The following is a 16,916-nucleotide window of genomic DNA, read 5'->3' as shown; positions in this document are numbered from 1 at the left end:
TATATACCCTCCGAACCGCGGGGCGGGGCGCCACCCCACCGCATTCATAGGGATGAGGACCGGGGTGCCATGACGGGCCCCGGGACGAGCAAATCGCCAGAGAGGAACACGAAATGGCTAAAGTCATCGGCATCGACCTCGGGACCACGAACTCCTGCGTCGCCATCATGGACGGCTCGACGCCGCGCGTCATCGAGAACTCCGAAGGGGCGCGCACGACGCCCTCGATCGTCGGTTATACCGAAGAAGAGAAGCTGGTCGGCCAGCCCGCCAAGCGGCAGGCCGTGACCAACCCCGAGAACACCGTCTTCGGCGTCAAGCGCCTTATCGGCCGCCGCTTCGACGACGAGCATCTTGCCAAGGACAAGAAGAACCTCCCCTACAACGTCGTCTCCAAGGACGGCGACGCCTGGGTCGAGATTCGCGGCGAGAAGTATTCCCCCAGCCAGGTCTCCGCGCTGATCCTGCAGAAGATGAAGGACACCGCCGAGAAGTATCTTGGCGAAGAGGTGACGCAGGCCGTCATCACCGTGCCCGCCTACTTCAACGACGCCCAGCGCCAGGCCACCAAGGACGCCGGCAAGATCGCCGGCCTGGAAGTGCTCCGCATCATCAACGAGCCGACGGCCGCCGCGCTGGCCTACGGTCTCGACAAGGAAAATTCCAAGACGATCGCCGTCTACGACCTCGGCGGCGGCACGTTCGACGTGTCCATCCTCGAGATCGACGACGGCCTCTTCGAGGTGAAGTCGACCAACGGGGACACGTTCCTCGGCGGCGAGGACTTCGACATGCGGATCGTCAACTACCTGGCCGACGAGTTCAGGAAAGAGCACGGCACCGATCTGACCAAGGACAAGATGGCGCTTCAGCGCCTGAAGGAAGCCGCCGAGAAGGCCAAGATCGAGCTGTCCAGCAGCCAGCAGACCGAGATCAACCAGCCGTTCATCTCGATGGGTTCCAACGGCCAGCCGCTGCACCTCGTGATGAAGCTGACCCGCGCCAAGCTGGAAAGCCTCGTGGCGGACCTGATCAAGCAGTCGATCAAGCCCTGCAAGGACGCGCTGAAGGATGCGGGCCTCTCGACCTCCGAGATCGACGAGGTGGTGCTGGTCGGCGGCATGACCCGGATGCCGAAGGTCATCGAGGAAGTGACCAAGTTCTTCGGCAAGGAGCCGCACAAGGGCGTGAACCCCGACGAGGTCGTCGCCATGGGCGCCGCGATCCAGGCGGGCGTGCTGCAGGGTGACGTCAAGGACGTGGTCCTTCTGGACGTGACGCCGCTGTCGCTCGGCATCGAGACGCTGGGCGGCGTGTTCACCCGGCTCATCGACCGCAACACGACGATCCCGACTAAGAAGTCGCAGGTCTTCTCGACCGCCGAGGACAACCAGAACGCGGTCACGATCCGGGTCTTCCAGGGCGAGCGCGAGATGGCGGCCGACAACAAGATGCTCGGCCAGTTCAATCTGGAGGACATCCCGCCCGCTCCGCGCGGCATGCCGCAGATCGAGGTGACCTTCGACATCGACGCCAACGGCATCGTGTCGGTGGGCGCCCGCGACAAGGCGACCGGCAAGGAGCAGCAGATCACGATCCAGGCGTCGGGCGGCCTGTCGGACGACGAGATCGAGAAGATGGTCAAGGACGCCGAGGCGAATGCCGAGGCCGACAAGGGTCGCCGGGAGCTTGTCGAGGCGCGCAACCAGGCCGAGAGCCTCGTGCACTCGACCAAGAAGTCGCTCGAGGAGCATGGCGACAAGGTCGACCCCTCGACCGTCGAGGCGATCGAGCTGGCCGTCTCGGCCCTCGAGGAGACGATGGAAGGCGACGATGCCGGCAAGATCAAGTCGGGCATCCAGAACGTGACCGAGGCCGCGATGAAGCTGGGCGAGGCGATCTACAAGTCGCAGGCCCAGTCGGAGCAGTCCGATGACGATGGCCGCGGCCCGGGCGAGGGTGGCCGGAGCGCCGACGACGAGATCCTCGATGCCGATTTCGAGGACCTCGGCGATGACAACAAGCGCGCCTCCTGATCTGCGATGGGGCGCCGGACCACCGGCGCCCCGATGCCTGGAATGACCCAGCAGCAAATCGATCCTCCGTTCGGCGCCTTCGCCCTGCCCGCTCCTCTGGAGCGGCTTCGTGCCGAAACGGAGCGGATGCGGTCGGCGCGGGCGACCCGCCTCGTGCGCCGGTTCATCCGGACGGTCTGGCGCAAGCCGGCGGACGTCACGATCTTCGGGACGCAGCGGGTCCGGCTGCATCTCTACGACAACCGGACCGAGAAGCGGCTGTTCTGCGGCTCCCAGTTTTTCGATCCGGCGGAACGTGCGGCCATCGCCGCCTCTGTCGCCCAGAGTGCGGACCCGTTCGTCTTCGTCGATGTCGGCGCGAATGTCGGGGCCTACACGCTAATGGTCCGCGCGCTGCTGCAGGAAGCGGGACGGCCGGGCCGCCTCATCGCGGTCGAACCCGATCCGGTCAACGCATCCCGGCTGGAGGCGAACATCGCCGCCAACGCCGCCACGGATGTCGAGCTGTTCCGCGTCGGGCTGTCGGACAGGAGCGGCACGCTGCGCTTCCGGTCCGAAGGGCTCGAAAACCGCGGCAGGGCCCGGGTCGCGGATGACGGCGAAATCGAACTGCCGGTGCGGCCCCTTCTCGATCTGCTCGAGGAGGCGGGGCTGGACCGGGTCGACGCCCTGAAGATGGACGTCGAAGGGCACGAGGAGCCGATCCTCCGGGCGTTCCTGCGGGATGCGCCCGAAGCAATGCTGCCCCGGCTCATCGTGCTGGAGACCTGGCACGACCGGTCGGGGCAACTCGACAAGCTCCTCCTCGCCCATGGCTATGCCGTCGTGGCGCGGCCGAGCGAGAACACGATTTTTGCGCGGCCGACGGCCGCCTCAGAGATGGACGAGACCGATGGCGAAACGTGACTACTACGAGACGCTCGGCGTCGCGCGGGGCGCCAGCGCCGACGAGATCAAGAAGGCCTACCGCACCAAGGCCAAGGAGCTTCACCCCGACCGCAACAAGGACAACCCGAAGGCCGAGGCGCAGTTCAAGGAGGCGAACGAAGCCTACGACGTCCTTAAGGACGCCGAGAAGAAGGCCGCCTATGACCGCTTCGGCCATGCCGCCTTCGAGGGCGGGATGGGCGGCGGCGGCGGACCGCGCCGTCCGGGCGCCGGGCCGCAGGGCCAGGGCGACTTCGCCTCGGCCTTCTCGGACGTGTTCGAGGATCTGTTCGGCGACTTCATGGGCGGCCAGCCCGGCGGCGCCCGCGGCGGCCGCGCCCGCGCCACCCGCGGCTCGGACCTGCGCTACAACATGCGCATCACCCTGGAAGAGGCCTTCACCGGCGATCAGAAGACGATCACCGTGCCGACCGCCGTCCAGTGCAGCAAGTGCGACGGCAAGGGGACCGAGGGCGCGTCGGAACCGGTGACCTGCCCGACCTGCGCCGGCATGGGCAAGGTCCGCGCGCAGCAGGGCTTCTTCACCGTAGAGCGTACCTGCCCGACCTGCTCGGGCGCGGGCCAGATCATCAAGAACCCCTGCTCCGCCTGCGGCGGCGGCGGCCGGGTCGAGAAGGAGCGGCAGCTGTCCGTCAACGTCCCCGCCGGGGTCGAGACCGGGACCCGCATCCGCCTGTCGGGCGAGGGCGAGGCCGGGCTGCGCGGCGGACCGACCGGCGACCTCTATATCTTCATCGAGGTGGAGGATCACCCGATCTTCCAGCGCGACGGGATCAATCTCTACTGCAACGTGCCGGTGGCGATGACCGCTGCCGCGCTCGGCGGCGAGGTCGAGGTGCCGACGATCGACGGCGGGCGCTCGCGGGTGAAGGTGCCGCAAGGCTCGCAGACCGGGCGGCAGATGCGGCTGCGCGGCAAGGGCATGCCCGCCCTGCGCGGCGGCGCGGTCGGCGACATGTTCATCGAGCTGGCGGTCGAGACGCCGGTGAACCTGACCCCGCGCCAGAAGGACCTGCTGCGCGAGTTCGAGAAGCTGGCGCAGGACAACAACCCCAAGGGAGACTCGTTCTTCCGCAAGGTGAAGGGCTTCTGGGACGACATGACCCAGTGACCAAAGGGGCGCCGCAAGGCGCCCCTTTTTCGTTGGATCCCCGGTCGAAGCCAGCGACAGCCCTCGCCTCGACGGCCGGCGGCGCGGCGACCCGGCCCGGGAGCCGGGCGCCTCGCCTCGGCCGTCGTCAGGACGACCCTCGATCCGTGCGCCTGGTCTCGGCGAAGAACCGCATCATCTCGGCCGTCGCATCGGGGCCCTGCGGGTCGGCATAGCTGCCGCGGGTATCGCCGCCGGACCAGGCGTGGCCCAGCCCCTCGATCTCCCACAGTTCCACGCGCGCAGGCGTCTCGGCGGTCCGGATCGTCGCGCGGCGGCCACCCTGCTCCGCGGTGCGGACCTGCGTGGCCCCTTCGGAAAGGAAGGCCGTCCCATTCGCTGACGCGACCGTCCGGTCCGCGGTCCCGTGGAACACGATCGCCGGCACGGCCAGCGGCACCGCCGCCCGGCCGCCCGATCCCATCGCCGCGAAGGCGGAGCCGACGTCGCGCGCCGACCCGACCGGCAGGCCGGAATGGATGGCGACGGAGGTCACGAGGTCCGGATAGCGCGCGCCGAGGATCGCCGTCATGGCGCCCCCCGCCGACAGGCCCGCGACATGAACGGCGCGATCCTCACCGATCCCGGCCAGCACGTCGCGGGTCGCGGCGGCGATGGCCTCGGCCTCTCCGGCCCGGCCCTGGTGGCCTGGCTCGAACCAGTTCCAGCAGAGATTGGCGTTGGCCCGGCGGGACTGCTCGGGGAAGACGACATGGGCGCCGATGGCGTCGGCGGCGGCGCAGATCGCCGTGCCGGCCGCGAAATCCTCGGGCGTCTGGGTGCAGCCGTGCAGCATGACGATCACCGGCGCCTCGGCGGCGGGCGCCGCGGGCACAAACAGCCGATAAGGCAGGGCCCCCTGCCGCGATTGCCAGCGACCGCCTTCGGGCAGCGGGGGCGAGGTCACGGGCCTCCCGGTGCCGACCGGATCGTGCCAGGCGGCTTTCCGCGGGCGGACGGTCTTGGCGCGCCGGGGCTTCGCCGGGTTCGGGTCGGGCAGGACGCGCTGCGTCGGGGTGACGTCCTTCATCGGCGGATCGCGGCGCGCCTCCGCGCCCGAGCCGAGTCTGCGCTGGATCGCCTCCGTCGCCTCTCCGAGTTGGCCCTGGCGGACCAGGTTCAGGATGTCGGTCATATCGGCCATTCGGGGCCTCCTTGGGAACGAGCCTTCAGCGCAGGCCATTTCCGACATCTATGCTGCACTGCAGAAAACGCAAGTGCAACCGCAGCATCAGCCCCCCACGCGGCAGGCCGCCAGCAGGGCCATGTTGAGGATGTCGCTTGCCGTCGACCCGGTCGAGGCAATCTGCACGGGCCGGTCGATCCCGGTCAGGATCGGCCCGATGACCGTCGCGCCGGCCATCTCCTGCATCAGCTTGACCGAGATCGAGGCGGAGTGCCGCGCCGGCACGACCAGCACGTTGGCGGGCCCCGTCAGGCGCGAGAACGGATAGTTCGCCCGCGCGTCCGGGTTCAGCGCGACGTCGACCGTCATCTCGCCCTCGTACTCGAAATCGGCACCCCGCGCCTCCAGCACGTCGGGCGCGAGATGCATCTTGGTCGCCCGCTCCGACACCGGGTAACCGAAGGTCGAGAAGCTGACGAAGGCTACGCGCGGCTCCAGCCCGAGGTCGCGGGCCACGCGCGCGCCGGCCTCGGCGATGGTGGCGAGGTCTTCCTCCTCCGGCCATTCGTGGACCAGCGTGTCGCCGATCAGCACGATCTTGCCGCGATGCAGCAGGGCGGTGATGCCCACCGCCAGGTCGTTGCGCTGGATGTCGAAGACATGGTCCAGGAGGCGGATCGCGTGGGCCGACTTGCGCGTGGCCCCGGTGACAAGCCCGTCGCCGTGATCGTGGGCCAGCATCAGCGCGGCGAAGACATGCCGGTCGCGGGAGGCGAGCCGGTGCACGTCCTGCTGGTCGTAGCCCTGCCGCTGCAGGCGGGCGTAGAGGAACGCCTTGTAGGTATCGAGGTGCCGGGTGTTGGCGGCGTTCACCACCTCCAGCTCGCGCACGGCATCGGCGAGGCCGGCCGCCTCCAGCTTGGCCTTCACGTCGTCGGGGCGGCCGACGACCAGCGCCTTGCCGAAGCCGCCCCGCTGGTAGGCGACGGCGGCGCGCAGCACGCGGGGGTCGTCGCCCTCGGCGAAGATCATGCGCGCCTGCGCCTGGCGCGCGCGGCTGCTGATTCCCTGCAGGATCGAGGCGGTCGGGTCCATGCGGGCGGCGAGGTCGTTGGTATAGCGCTCCATGTCGACGATGGGGCGCCGGGCGACGCCCGTGTCCATGCCCGCGCGGGCGACGGCCGGAGGGATGACATGGATCAGGCGTGGGTCGAAGGGCGTCGGGATGATGTAGTCGCGCCCGAAGGTCAGCTTGCGGCCATAGGCGACGGCGACCTCGTCGGGCACGTCCTCGCGCGCGAGCGCGGCCAGCGCCTCGGCGCAGGCGATCTTCATCTCGTCATTGATGGCGCGGGCATGGATGTCGAGCGCGCCGCGGAAGAGATAGGGGAAGCCCAGCACGTTGTTGACTTGGTTGGGGTAGTCCGACCGGCCAGTCGCGACGATGGCATCGGGACGCACCTCGTGCGCTTCCTCGGGGGTGATCTCGGGGTTCGGGTTGGCCATGGCGAAGATGACCGGGTTCTCGGCCATCGACTCGACCATGGCCTGCGTGACCGCCCCCCGGGCGGAGACGCCGAGGAAGACGTCGGCGCCCCGCATCGCCTCGTCCAGCGTGCGCAGGTCGGTCTTCACGGCATGGGCCGATTTCCACTGGTTCATGCCCTCGGTGCGGCCCTGATAGATCACGCCCTTGGTGTCGCAGGTGATGCAGTTCTCGTGCCGCGCGCCCATCGACTTAAGCAGTTCGATGCAGGCGATCCCGGCCGCGCCCGCGCCGTTCAGCACGATCTTCACGTCCTCGATCTTCTTGCCCGACAGGTGGAGCGCGTTGATGAGGCCCGCGGCGCAGATCACGGCGGTCCCGTGCTGGTCGTCGTGGAAGACGGGGATGTCGCAGACCTCCTTCAGGGCCTGCTCGATGATGAAGCATTCGGGCGCCTTGATGTCCTCGAGGTTGATGCCACCGAAGCTGGGCGTCATCAGCCGGACCGCCTTGATGAACTCCTCCGGGTCTTCGGTGTCGAGCTCGATGTCGATGGAGTTCACATCGGCGAAGCGCTTGAAGAGAACAGCCTTCCCCTCCATCACCGGCTTGGAGGCCAGCGCGCCGAGGTTGCCCAGCCCCAGCACGGCGGTGCCGTTCGAGATGACGGCGACGAGGTTGCCCTTGGTCGTGTAGTCGTAGGCGAGCGCGGGGTCCTCGGCGATCCGCTCGCAGGGAACGGCGACGCCGGGGGAATAGGCCAGCGACAGGTCGCGCTGCGTCGCCATCGCGGTCGAGGCGCTGATCTCGATCTTCCCCGGGTTCGGCTCCAGGTGGTAGGCGAGCGCCTCGGCGTCGGTGATCTTGCTGCGTCCGGCCATGTCGTTCCTCCTTCGGTCCGGATGGTGTAGCGGACGGGTCCGGGCGCGGGTAGGGTCCGCGCGGCTGGGAGGGACGATATGTCGGTCACGCCGATGATGGCGCAATTTCTGGAGATCAAGGCAGAGGCGCCGGACGCCCTGCTGTTCTACCGGATGGGTGATTTCTACGAGCTGTTCTTCGACGACGCCGTCGCGGCGGCGGCGGCGCTCGACATCGCGCTGACCAAGCGGGGCAAGCATCTGGGCGAGGACATCGCCATGTGCGGCGTCCCGGTCCATTCCGCCGAGAGCTACCTGATGACGCTGATCCGCAAGGGATTTCGCGTGGCGGTCTGCGAGCAGCTCGAAAGCCCGGAGGAGGCGAAGAAGCGCGGATCGAAGTCGGTCGTGAAGCGCGGGATCGTGCGGCTGGTCACGCCCGGCACGCTGACCGAGGACACGTTGCTGGAGGCGCGGGCGAACAACTGGCTGGCCGCCTTCGCGGAGGTGCGGGGGCAGGGGGCGCTGGCATGGGCCGACATCTCGACCGGCGCGTTCCACGTCGCCGCCTGCCCCCGCGTGCGACTTGGGCCGGAGCTTGCCCGGCTGGGCGTGCGCGAGGTGGTGCTGGTCGAGGGGTCAGACGTCGGGCGCGTGATCGAAGACCTCGGCGCCGCCGCCACGCCGCTGGGGGCGAGCGCCTTCGACAGCGGCTCGGCCGAGGCGCGGCTCCTGCGGCTGTTCGAGGTCGAGACGCTGGAAGGCTTCGGCAGCTTCGACCGGGCGGAACTGGGCGCGATGGGCGCGCTGGTCGAATACGTGGAGCTGACGCAGCGGGGCCGCCTGCCGCTGCTGCGGCCCCCACGCCGCGAGGCGGCCGGAGAGTTGATGGCCATCGACGCCGCCACCCGCCGCAACCTGGAGTTGGTGCGCGGCACCTCGGGCGGGCGCGATGGCTCGCTTCTCTGGGCAATCGACCGGACCGTGACGGCGGGGGGCGCGCGGCTGCTGGAACGGCGGGTCTCGGCCCCCTCGGCGGTCGAGAGCGTGATCCGGTCGCGGCTCGACGCGGTGGACTGGGCCGTCTCGGCCGAGACGGGCGCCTTGCGCGACGCGCTGCGCCGGGTGCCGGACATGGACCGGGCGCTGTCGCGCCTGTCGCTCGACCGGGGCGGCCCGCGCGACCTGGCCGCGATCCGCGACGGACTTTCGGCCGCCGACGGGCTGCACGCGGCGCTGCACGACAGCGACCTGCCGCTCGATATCTCGGATCTCGTCGGGCTGGAGGGCCTGCGCGACCTGCTCGACCGCGCGCTGGTGGCCGAGCCGCCGCTGATGCTGCGCGACGGGGGCGTCGTCGCGCCGGGCCACGAGCCGGAACTGGACGAGGCCCGGCGCCTGCGGGACGAGGGGCGCGGCGTGATTGCGGGATTGCAGCAGACCTATGTCGAGGCGACGGGCATCGCCTCGCTGAAGATCAAGCATAACAACGTCCTGGGCTATTTCATCGAGACGACCGCCACCCATGCCGCGAAGATGCGCGGCGACGACCGTTTCATCCACCGGCAAACGACGGCGAACCAGGTGCGTTTCACGACCGTCGAGCTGTCGGAGTTGGAGACACGCATCCTCAACGCCGGCGGGCTGGCGCAGGAGATCGAGGAGCGGGTCTTCGCCGCGCTCCGCCGCGCCGTGCTGGCCGAGGCCGACGCGATCTTCGCCGCCGCGCGGGCGCTGGCCGAGCTGGACGTGGCGACCGCGCTCGCCGACCTCGCCCGCGGCGAGGGCTGGTCCCGGCCCGTCGTCGACGGCTCGCGCGCCTTCCGGGTCGAGGCGGGGCGGCATCCCGTCGTCGAACGCGCGCTGAAGCGCGAGGGCGCGCCCTTCGTGGCCAACGACACCGAGCTGTCGGCGGAGGAGGGCGCGGCGATCCGGCTGCTGACGGGGCCGAACATGGCGGGCAAGTCGACCTGGCTGCGTCAGAACGCGCTGATCGCCGTGCTGGCGCAGATGGGCAGCTTCGTGCCCGCGGAGGCGGCGCATATCGGCATCGTCTCGCAACTTTTCAGCCGGGTCGGCGCTTCGGACGACCTCGCGCGGGGCCGGTCGACCTTCATGGTCGAGATGGTCGAGACGGCGGCCATCCTGAACCAGGCGGACGAGCGAGCGCTGGTGATCCTGGACGAGATCGGGCGCGGAACGGCGACCTATGATGGGCTCTCGATCGCCTGGGCGACGCTGGAGCATCTGCACGACGTGAACCGCTGCCGCGCCCTGTTCGCGACGCATTACCACGAGATGACCGCGCTCGCCGCGCGGCTTCGCGGGGTCGAGAACGCGACCGTCGCGGTGCGGGAATGGGAAGGCGAGGTGATCTTCCTGCACGAGGTGCGCGACGGCGCGGCGGACCGGTCCTACGGCGTGCAGGTGGCACGGCTGGCCGGGCTGCCCGATGCGGTGGTCGCCCGCGCGCGCGAGGTGCTGTCGGCGCTGGAGGAGGGCGAGCGCGAGGGCGGCGGCAAGGCCAAGGCGATGATCGACGACCTGCCGCTGTTTCGCGCGGCGCCCGCGCCCGCACCCCCGCCGAAGGCGAGCGGCGTGGAGGCGCGGCTGGCCGAGGTGCTGCCCGACACGCTCAGCCCGCGCGAGGCGCTGGACCTGATCTACGAGCTGAAGGGCTTGTCGGGGTGAAGCTGGGCGGGGTGACGGTCCCCCTATGAGGCGTCGCGGTCCTGGCCGCCAACTCCCGAGCCTGACGGCGAGCGATGGGGCGGCCGGCGACTGGGCTGCGTTGCCGGCTCCTCCGTCGCGTCCTATCCTGCGGGCGCCGCCATTCCGGCGGTTTCCTGGGAAAACTCAGATGACAGACAACAGATCCGTCGTGGCCTCCTACGTCACGGCAATCAACGCCGGTGACTGGCTGCGTCTTGCGGAGCTGTTCACGCCGGATGCCACGATCCAGGGCGTCACGGGCACCGCGCCGATCGCCGCCGCGCTCGCGCCGGGCTCCGTCTGGCATCAGCTCCACGAGGGGCTGAACATGCGGCTCGAGGTGGTCGAGATGATCGCCGAGGGCGACCGCGTGGCCGTCCTCTATATCGAGCGGGGGCGCTGGACCGGCCCGTTCCTCGACATGGGAGAGCCGACCGGCCAGAGCTACGAACTCGTGGCGATGGAATGGTTCGAGCTGCGCGAGGGACGGATCGCGAGGCGTTGGGGCGCCAGGGACGGGGGAAGCCAGGCGCGGCAGATCGCCGCCCCGCCGTCCGCGGCCGCCTGAAGGGCAGGGCGGCGACCCGGAGGGGGCGTGCGCGATCCGGACGTTCCCCTCGGGTTGCCGCAGCTCGCGAGCCGGCTCAGAACACGCGCTGCGATGCGCGCGAGAGGTGGAAGCCGTGGCCGCTGCGGTTGCGGCAGGTCAGGCCGCTTGTCTCCGACTGGCAGGTGATCGGGCCGAAGGTGCCGGTCACGCCATAGGGCGCCACGTCGGTATAGGACGATTTGCGAGCCGGATTGCTGCATTCCATCCGGGCCGGACCGGTGCTGCCCAGCGAAAAGGCATGCCCCCAGAGCGCCCCGCAGGAAGTCGGACGCGGCATCGGCGGGAAGCCCGACCGCTCGACGATTGTGCAGCTGATGTCGCCGTTCTCGACCGAGCCGTTGCAGAAGATGTTCCCGGACGGGGTCCGGAAACCGTAGCCATCGGCAGAGGCGGCAAAGGGAAAAAGAAGTGCGGCGAGCGCCAGAAGCCGGGTCATGGAAATACCTCCTGACCCGACCCTAATGCGCGAATTCCGTCCTGTCTCGCCTCAGGCCGGGGTGGAGGACACGCCGACCTGCGCAGGCCGCAGCAGGCGGTCGTGCAGCTTGAAGCCGACCGCGGCGACCTGGATGATCTCGCCGGCCTTGGTGTTGGGCAGGGGCGCCTCGAACATCGCCTGATGCACCTGCGGGTCGAACTTGTCGCCGGTCTGCGGCGCGACGAGGGTCACGCCGTGCTTGGCGAAGACGCCGACCAGTTCCTTCATGGTCAGCTCGATCCCCTCGGTGATGGCGGTCTTCTCTTCCCCGGCGGCGTCCAGCGCGCGCGAAAGATTGTCGTAGACCGGCAGCAGGTCGCGGGCGAGCTTGGAGCCGCCATACTGCTCCGCCTCGGAGCGGTCGCGGGCAGCGCGCTTTCGCACGTTCTCGGCCTCGGCCAGCGACCGCATCAGCCGGTCGCGCAACTCGTCCCGCTCGGCCGTGACGGCCTCGAGCTGGGCGCGGGCGCGGTCGCTTGCGCGCTCGGGGGGGCCGTCGGGCTCCTCCTCCATCGCGGCGTCGAGGTCGAACTCCTCCTCCATCGCTTCGGGATCGTCGAGGAAGGGATTCTCCTTCGGGTCAGCCATGCTCAGCCTCTCGTATTCGTGCCGGACAGCATCCGTCCGACCAGTTGTGCCGTGTAGTCCACGATCGGGACGATACGTCCATAATTCAGGCGGGTGGGGCCGATGACGCCCACCGCGCCGACGATTCGCCGGTCCGCGTTCATATATGGGGAAACGACCAGAGATGAACCGGAAAGCGAGAAGAGTTTGTTCTCGGAGCCGATGAAGATGCGAACGCCCTCGCCCTCCTCGGCGAGTTGCAGGAACTCGGTGATGTCGCGCTTGCGCTCCAGGTCGTCGAACAGGGTCCGGATACGCTCCAGGTCCTCGGGATCGGCGCCCCCGGCAAGCAGGTTGGCGCGTCCGCGGACGATCAGCCGCTCGCCCCGGTCGCCCTCGCCTTCCCAGGCGGCCAGGCCCTTCTCGATCAGCTCGGCGGCGAGACCGTCGAGCTCGCGCCGGCGGGCCTCGATCTCGGCACCAAGCAGGGCGCGGAGCTCGGACAGACTGCGCCCGGCGAAGAGCGCGTTGAGGAAGTTGGCCGCCTCGCGCATCGACGACGCGGTCTGACCCGGCGGCGGCACGAAGACGCGGTTCTCGACATGGCCGTCCGCGAAGACCAGCACCACCAAGGCGCGGTCGGCGGCGAGCGAGACGAACTCGATATGCTTGACCGGTGCCTCGTGCTTGGGCGCGAGGACCAGCGATGCGCCCTTGGTGATGCCCGAGAGCGCGCTGCCCACGCGGTCGAGCATGGCGGCGACATCGTCCTCGGAACTGTCGACGGTGGCCTCGATCCGGTCGCGGTCCTCGTCGCCGAGCTTGGCCTCCAGCAGCCCGTCGACGAACATCCGCAGCCCCGCCTGCGTGGGGATGCGGCCGGCCGAGACATGCGGCGCCTGGATCAGGCCGAGATATTCGAGATCCTGCATCACGTTGCGGATCGTGGCCGCCGACACCTTCTCGGACATGGTGCGCGTCAGCGTGCGGGAGCCGACGGGATCGCCGCTGCCGAGATAGCCTTCGACCACCCGGCGAAACACCTCGCGGGAGCGGTCGTTCATCTCGGACAGGATCTGGGCGTTCTCGGTCATGACCATCCGTCGGGGGGGCGATAGGCATCTATTCATCCCTGCGGCCCCGGTCAATCGCGGCCTTGCGCCGAAGCCGGGCGCAGGCGACAAGCCGGGCGAACCGGACCAGATCCCAGGCCAGAGGACAGGACATGAGACCTTCGGGACGCGAGTTGAACCAGATGCGGGACATCTCGATCGAGACGGGCGTGACGAAGCACGCGGAAGGGTCCTGCCTGATCCGCTGCGGCGACACCCATGTCCTCTGCACCGCCTCGCTGGAGGAACGCATCCCGCCCTTCCTGCGCAATACCGGCCAAGGATGGGTGACGGCGGAATACGGGATGCTGCCGCGGGCGACGACGACACGGATGCGGCGCGAGGCGACCACGGGCAAGCAGTCGGGCCGCACGCAGGAGATCCAGCGCCTGATCGGCCGCAGCCTGCGCGCCGGCATCGACCGGCAGGCCATGGGCGAGCGTCAGATCACGGTCGACTGCGACGTGATCCAGGCCGACGGGGGCACGCGCTGCGCCTCGATCACCGGCGGCTGGGTCGCGCTGCGGCTCGCCGTCAACAAGCTGATGAAGGCGGGCCAGATCACGACCGATCCGCTGCTCGACCACGTCGCTGCCGTGTCCTGCGGGATCTATGCCGGGCAGGCGGTGCTGGACCTCGACTATCCCGAGGACAGCGAAGCCGGGACGGACGCCAATTTCGTGATGACCGGTGCGGGCCGGATGATCGAGGTGCAGGCCTCGGCCGAGGGCGCGCCCTTCTCGCGGGCGGAGTTCGACGCGCTGCTGGCGCTTGCCGAGGCGGGGGTGGCCGAACTAATCGCAGCGCAGAAGGCGGCGGTCGCGTGAAGCCGCTGGGCGACACATTGCTGATCGCCACGCATAACGCGGGCAAGCTGGAGGAATTCTCGGCGATGCTGGCGCCTCTGGGCATCGCCTGTCGCTCGAACGCGGATTACGACCTGCCGGAGCCCGAGGAAACCGAGGAGACCTTCGTCGGCAACGCGCGGATCAAGGCGCGCGCCGCGGTAACGGCGACCGGGCTGCCCGCGCTGGCCGACGATTCCGGGCTGGAGGTCGACGCGCTGGACGGGCAGCCGGGGGTGCATACCGCCGACTGGGCCGAGACCGGTCAGGGACGCGACTTCGGTCAGGCGATGGAGCGGGCGCATGCGGCGCTGGTCGCGAAGGGCGCGCCGCAACCTTGGACCGCGCGGTTCCGGGCGACGCTGGTGCTGCTCTGGCCGGATGGGACGGAAGCAGTCTTCGAGGGCACGGCGCCGGGGCATCTCGTCTGGCCGATCCGGGGGCAGACGGGGCATGGCTACGACCCGATGTTCGTGCCCGACGGGCACGACCGGACCTTCGCCGAGATGCCGCTGGAGGAGAAGAACGCGATCTCGCACCGCGCCGACGCGCTGGCACAGCTGAAAGCGGCGCTGGAGCGGCTGGCATGACGCGGCGGCTGATCTCCACCGGCTCCGCCTTCGAGCGGGAGGTCGGCTATTCCCGCGCCGTCGTCCAGGGCGACTGGTGCTTCATGGCGGGCGTCACGGGCTACGACTACGCGACGATGACTTTGGCCGAGGGGATCGAGGCGCAGGCCGAGGCTTGCTTTGCCACGGTCGCGCGGGTGCTGGACGAGGCCGGCTTCGCGATGGGCGACATCGTGCGGGTGACGCATTACGTCACCGACCGCGCGCTCGTCGACCGGCTGGTCCCGGTGCTGGGGCGGCATCTGGGCGACGTGCGCCCCGCCGCGAGCATGGTGATCGCAGGGCTGATGCAGCCCGAGATGCTGTATGAGGTCGAGGTGACGGCCTTTCGCGGCGGATGACCGAGACCTGGCAGCAGGCGGGCTTCGGCATCTACGTGCACTGGCCCTTCTGCGCGGCGAAATGCCCGTATTGCGACTTCAACTCCCATGTCCTGGCGCGGGTCGATCACGCGCGGTTCCGGGCGGCCTATCTGGCGGAGTTGCGGCACTGGGCGGAGCGGACGCCGGGCAGGGTCGTCTCGTCGGTCTTCTTCGGAGGCGGGACGCCATCGCTGATGGACCCGGATGTGACCGGCGCGATCCTGGAGGAGATCCGGTCCCTGTGGACGGTGGCCAACGATCTGGAGGTCACGTTGGAGGCCAACCCGACCTCGTCGGAAGCAGGGCGCTTCGCGGCCTTCGTCGAGGCCGGGGTGAACCGCTTTTCCGTTGGATTACAGGCGCTTGACGACGACTCCCTGCGCCGGTTGGGGCGGCTCCATTCCGCAGCGGAGGGGCGGCGGGCCTACGATATGGCGCGCGCGGCCTGCGAGCGCGTCTCGTTCGACCTGATCTACGCGCGTCAGGACCAGACGGTCGCGCAATGGCAGGACGAACTGGAAGGCGCGCTGTCGATGGGGCCCGATCACCTGTCGCTTTACCAGCTTACGATCGAGGAAGGCACGGCGTTCTGGGACCGGGCGCGCCGGGGCGGGTTGCGCGGGCTGCCGGACGAGGACCGGGCGGTCGCGCTGTGGGATGTGACGCAGGAGCTGTCTGCTGCGGCGGGCCTGCCGCGCTATGAGGTGTCGAACCACGCCCGGCCGGGGCAGGAGAGCCGGCACAACCTGATCTACTGGCGCGGCGGCGACTGGCTGGGGATCGGACCCGGCGCGCATGGGCGTGTCGGCCAGGGACCGGCGCGGCTGGCCAGCGCCAACCACCGGGCGCCGGGGGCGTGGCTGGACGCGGCCGAGAGGTCCGGCACCGGCTCACAGTCCGAGGAGGTGCTGCCGCGCGCAGAGATCGTCGACGAGTACGTGATGATGGGGCTGCGACGCATCGAGGGTATTTCCCGCGCCCGTCTCACCGCACTGGGCGGAACGGTCGACGAGACCTCTGTCGCGCGGCTGGTCGATGCCGGAATGGTCGCCGTGGTCGGCGACCGGATCCGCGCGACCGACGCCGGGACGCTGTTGCTGAACACGGTGATCGCGGAGCTAGGCGTCTCCTAGCCCGTCCGAGAGCAGACGGCAGAGGGCGTCGAGCTGGTCGAGGGACTTGTAGCGGATCGTCAGATGACCGCCCTCGTCGCCGGGCATGTGCGCGATCTGAACGTGGAGGCCGAGCGCAGCCGTCAGGTCACCCTCCAATGCGCGCGTATCGGCGTCCTTCTCGGCGACGGGCTTCTTCGGCCGCGTGCCTTCCGGCGACTTCACCGCCTTGGCCAACCGCTCCGTCTCCCGCACGGACAGGCCGTCGCGGATCACCTTGTCCGCCAGCGCGACCGGGTCGGCGGCGTTCACAAGGGCCCGGGCGTGGCCGGCGGTCAGCGTCCCCTCGCGCAGGTGGTCCTGCACCCGGGGCGGCAGCTTCAGCAGGCGCAACAGGTTCGCGACATGGCTGCGCGACTTGCCGAGTTGCGAGGACAGCTGTTCCTGCGTGTGGCCGAAGCGGTCGACCAGCTGCTGGAAGCCGAGCGCTTCCTCGATGGCGTTCAGGTCGTCGCGCTGGATGTTCTCGATGATCGCAACTTCGAGGACTTCGGTATCGTCGAACTCGCGGATCAGCACGGGCACCTCGTGCAGCCCGCTGCGCTGCGCAGCCCGCCAGCGGCGCTCCCCGGCGACGATCTCGTAGCGTACGTCCTCGCCCGGGACCGGCCGGACGATCAGCGGCGAGAGGATGCCCTTGGAGGCGATGGAGGCGGCCAGATCGGACAGCCGGTCCTCGTCGAAATTCCTGCGGGGCTGGTTCGGATTGGGCCGGATCTGCTCGATCGGCACGGACCGGTCGGCGGCCGGAGCCCGGCTGACGGTCGCGTCCTTCACGTCGACGCCCATATCGGCCATGAGCGCGGACAATCCCCTGCGCATC

At 69.6% G+C, this 16,916-nt stretch carries 15 protein-coding genes; 9 read left to right on the top strand and 6 right to left on the bottom strand.

The genetic code is table 11. From position 1 onward, the window contains the following. Window positions 1-92: 92 nt before the first annotated feature. From dnaK to dnaJ, 3 genes are read left to right on the top strand one after another with little or no spacing between them, the layout of a single operon-like run. A complete protein-coding gene (gene dnaK / locus DR046_RS14170) occupies window positions 93-2,036 on the top strand; it encodes a molecular chaperone DnaK (RefSeq protein WP_280652847.1) in 1,944 nt (647 codons plus the stop codon). Between the two features lie 42 nt (window positions 2,037-2,078). Next, window positions 2,079-2,942 carry an FkbM family methyltransferase gene (locus DR046_RS14165; RefSeq protein WP_167767117.1) on the top strand — a complete coding sequence of 288 codons (864 nt, stop codon included), beginning with the start codon at window positions 2,079-2,081 and terminating at the stop codon, window positions 2,940-2,942. After that, window positions 2,929-4,095, top strand: a complete 1,167-nt coding sequence (gene dnaJ, locus DR046_RS14160; RefSeq protein WP_115383048.1) for a molecular chaperone DnaJ — start codon at window positions 2,929-2,931, stop codon at window positions 4,093-4,095. The genes DR046_RS14165 and dnaJ overlap by 14 nt, the downstream gene beginning before the upstream one ends. Before the next feature lie 127 nt (window positions 4,096-4,222). On the opposite strand, the gene DR046_RS14155 is transcribed toward dnaJ, so the two are convergent. Next, window positions 4,223-5,278, bottom strand: a complete 1,056-nt coding sequence (locus tag DR046_RS14155) for an extracellular catalytic domain type 1 short-chain-length polyhydroxyalkanoate depolymerase (RefSeq protein WP_115383047.1) — start codon at window positions 5,276-5,278, stop codon at window positions 4,223-4,225. Between the two features lie 87 nt (window positions 5,279-5,365). Then, window positions 5,366-7,627 (bottom strand): NADP-dependent malic enzyme, encoded by a 2,262-nt coding sequence (locus DR046_RS14150; protein WP_115383046.1) that lies wholly within the window; start codon window positions 7,625-7,627, stop codon window positions 5,366-5,368. Window positions 7,628-7,705: 78 nt separating this feature from the next. Here DR046_RS14150 and mutS point away from each other — a divergent pair, with 78 nt between their 5' ends. After that, on the top strand, window positions 7,706-10,297 hold the full coding sequence (gene mutS, locus DR046_RS14145) for a DNA mismatch repair protein MutS (protein WP_115383045.1): 2,592 nt from the start codon (window positions 7,706-7,708) through the stop codon (window positions 10,295-10,297). A gap of 169 nt (window positions 10,298-10,466) precedes the next feature. Then, the gene (locus tag DR046_RS14140; RefSeq protein WP_115383044.1) at window positions 10,467-10,886 is read left to right on the top strand and encodes an ester cyclase; all 420 of its coding nucleotides are present in this window, start codon (window positions 10,467-10,469) and stop codon (window positions 10,884-10,886) included. 76 nt (window positions 10,887-10,962) lie between these two features. On the opposite strand, the gene DR046_RS14135 is transcribed toward DR046_RS14140, so the two are convergent. The 3 genes from DR046_RS14135 to hrcA are packed head-to-tail and all read right to left on the bottom strand — an operon-like array spanning window position 10,963 to window position 13,067. After that, window positions 10,963-11,364 carry a DUF6636 domain-containing protein gene (locus tag DR046_RS14135; RefSeq protein WP_115383043.1) on the bottom strand — a complete coding sequence of 134 codons (402 nt, stop codon included), beginning with the start codon at window positions 11,362-11,364 and terminating at the stop codon, window positions 10,963-10,965. Window positions 11,365-11,415: 51 nt separating this feature from the next. After that, on the bottom strand, window positions 11,416-11,994 hold the full coding sequence (locus DR046_RS14130) for a nucleotide exchange factor GrpE (RefSeq protein ID WP_115383042.1): 579 nt from the start codon (window positions 11,992-11,994) through the stop codon (window positions 11,416-11,418). A 2-nt stretch (window positions 11,995-11,996) separates the two neighbouring features. Further along, the gene (gene hrcA, locus DR046_RS14125; protein WP_115383089.1) at window positions 11,997-13,067 is read right to left on the bottom strand and encodes a heat-inducible transcriptional repressor HrcA; all 1,071 of its coding nucleotides are present in this window, start codon (window positions 13,065-13,067) and stop codon (window positions 11,997-11,999) included. Window positions 13,068-13,198: 131 nt separating this feature from the next. Here hrcA and rph point away from each other — a divergent pair, with 131 nt between their 5' ends. The 4 genes from rph to hemW are packed head-to-tail and all read left to right on the top strand — an operon-like array spanning window position 13,199 to window position 16,054. Continuing rightward, the gene (gene rph / locus DR046_RS14120) at window positions 13,199-13,912 is read left to right on the top strand and encodes a ribonuclease PH (protein WP_115383041.1); all 714 of its coding nucleotides are present in this window, start codon (window positions 13,199-13,201) and stop codon (window positions 13,910-13,912) included. After that, window positions 13,909-14,520 carry an RdgB/HAM1 family non-canonical purine NTP pyrophosphatase gene (gene rdgB / locus DR046_RS14115; protein WP_115383040.1) on the top strand — a complete coding sequence of 204 codons (612 nt, stop codon included), beginning with the start codon at window positions 13,909-13,911 and terminating at the stop codon, window positions 14,518-14,520. Before rph ends, rdgB begins: the two co-directional genes overlap by 4 nt. Further along, window positions 14,517-14,900, top strand: coding sequence for a RidA family protein (locus tag DR046_RS14110; protein ID WP_115383039.1), 384 nt, complete (start codon window positions 14,517-14,519; stop codon window positions 14,898-14,900). Before rdgB ends, DR046_RS14110 begins: the two co-directional genes overlap by 4 nt. Further along, window positions 14,897-16,054, top strand: a complete 1,158-nt coding sequence (gene hemW / locus DR046_RS14105; protein WP_115383038.1) for a radical SAM family heme chaperone HemW — start codon at window positions 14,897-14,899, stop codon at window positions 16,052-16,054. Before DR046_RS14110 ends, hemW begins: the two co-directional genes overlap by 4 nt. On the opposite strand, the gene DR046_RS14100 is transcribed toward hemW, so the two are convergent. Next, window positions 16,040-16,891 (bottom strand): ParB/RepB/Spo0J family partition protein, encoded by an 852-nt coding sequence (locus tag DR046_RS14100; protein ID WP_245190946.1) that lies wholly within the window; start codon window positions 16,889-16,891, stop codon window positions 16,040-16,042. The genes hemW and DR046_RS14100 overlap by 15 nt on opposite strands. Between the last annotated feature and the right edge of the window lie 25 nt (window positions 16,892-16,916).

Source organism: Jannaschia formosa, from assembly GCF_003340555.1.
GTDB lineage: Bacteria > Pseudomonadota > Alphaproteobacteria > Rhodobacterales > Rhodobacteraceae > Jannaschia > Jannaschia formosa.
This window is presented reverse-complemented; position numbering and strand designations above follow the sequence as displayed.

Bases quoted from the DNA above. Each gene is read 5' to 3' on its own strand.
- DR046_RS14165 (WP_167767117.1), top strand. From the start codon at position 2,079: ATGACCCAGCAGCAAATCGATCCTCCGTTCGGCGCCTTCGCCCTGCCC.
- dnaJ (WP_115383048.1), top strand. From the start codon at position 2,929: ATGGCGAAACGTGACTACTACGAGACGCTCGGCGTCGCGCGGGGCGCC.
- DR046_RS14155 (WP_115383047.1), bottom strand. From the start codon at position 5,278: ATGGCCGATATGACCGACATCCTGAACCTGGTCCGCCAGGGCCAACTC.
- DR046_RS14150 (WP_115383046.1), bottom strand. From the start codon at position 7,627: ATGGCCGGACGCAGCAAGATCACCGACGCCGAGGCGCTCGCCTACCAC.
- mutS (WP_115383045.1), top strand. From the start codon at position 7,706: ATGTCGGTCACGCCGATGATGGCGCAATTTCTGGAGATCAAGGCAGAG.
- DR046_RS14140 (WP_115383044.1), top strand. From the start codon at position 10,467: ATGACAGACAACAGATCCGTCGTGGCCTCCTACGTCACGGCAATCAAC.
- DR046_RS14135 (WP_115383043.1), bottom strand. From the start codon at position 11,364: ATGACCCGGCTTCTGGCGCTCGCCGCACTTCTTTTTCCCTTTGCCGCC.
- DR046_RS14130 (WP_115383042.1), bottom strand. From the start codon at position 11,994: ATGGCTGACCCGAAGGAGAATCCCTTCCTCGACGATCCCGAAGCGATG.
- hrcA (WP_115383089.1), bottom strand. From the start codon at position 13,067: ATGACCGAGAACGCCCAGATCCTGTCCGAGATGAACGACCGCTCCCGC.
- rph (WP_115383041.1), top strand. From the start codon at position 13,199: ATGAGACCTTCGGGACGCGAGTTGAACCAGATGCGGGACATCTCGATC.
- DR046_RS14110 (WP_115383039.1), top strand. From the start codon at position 14,517: ATGACGCGGCGGCTGATCTCCACCGGCTCCGCCTTCGAGCGGGAGGTC.
- hemW (WP_115383038.1), top strand. From the start codon at position 14,897: ATGACCGAGACCTGGCAGCAGGCGGGCTTCGGCATCTACGTGCACTGG.
- DR046_RS14100 (WP_245190946.1), bottom strand. From the start codon at position 16,891: ATGGCCGATATGGGCGTCGACGTGAAGGACGCGACCGTCAGCCGGGCT.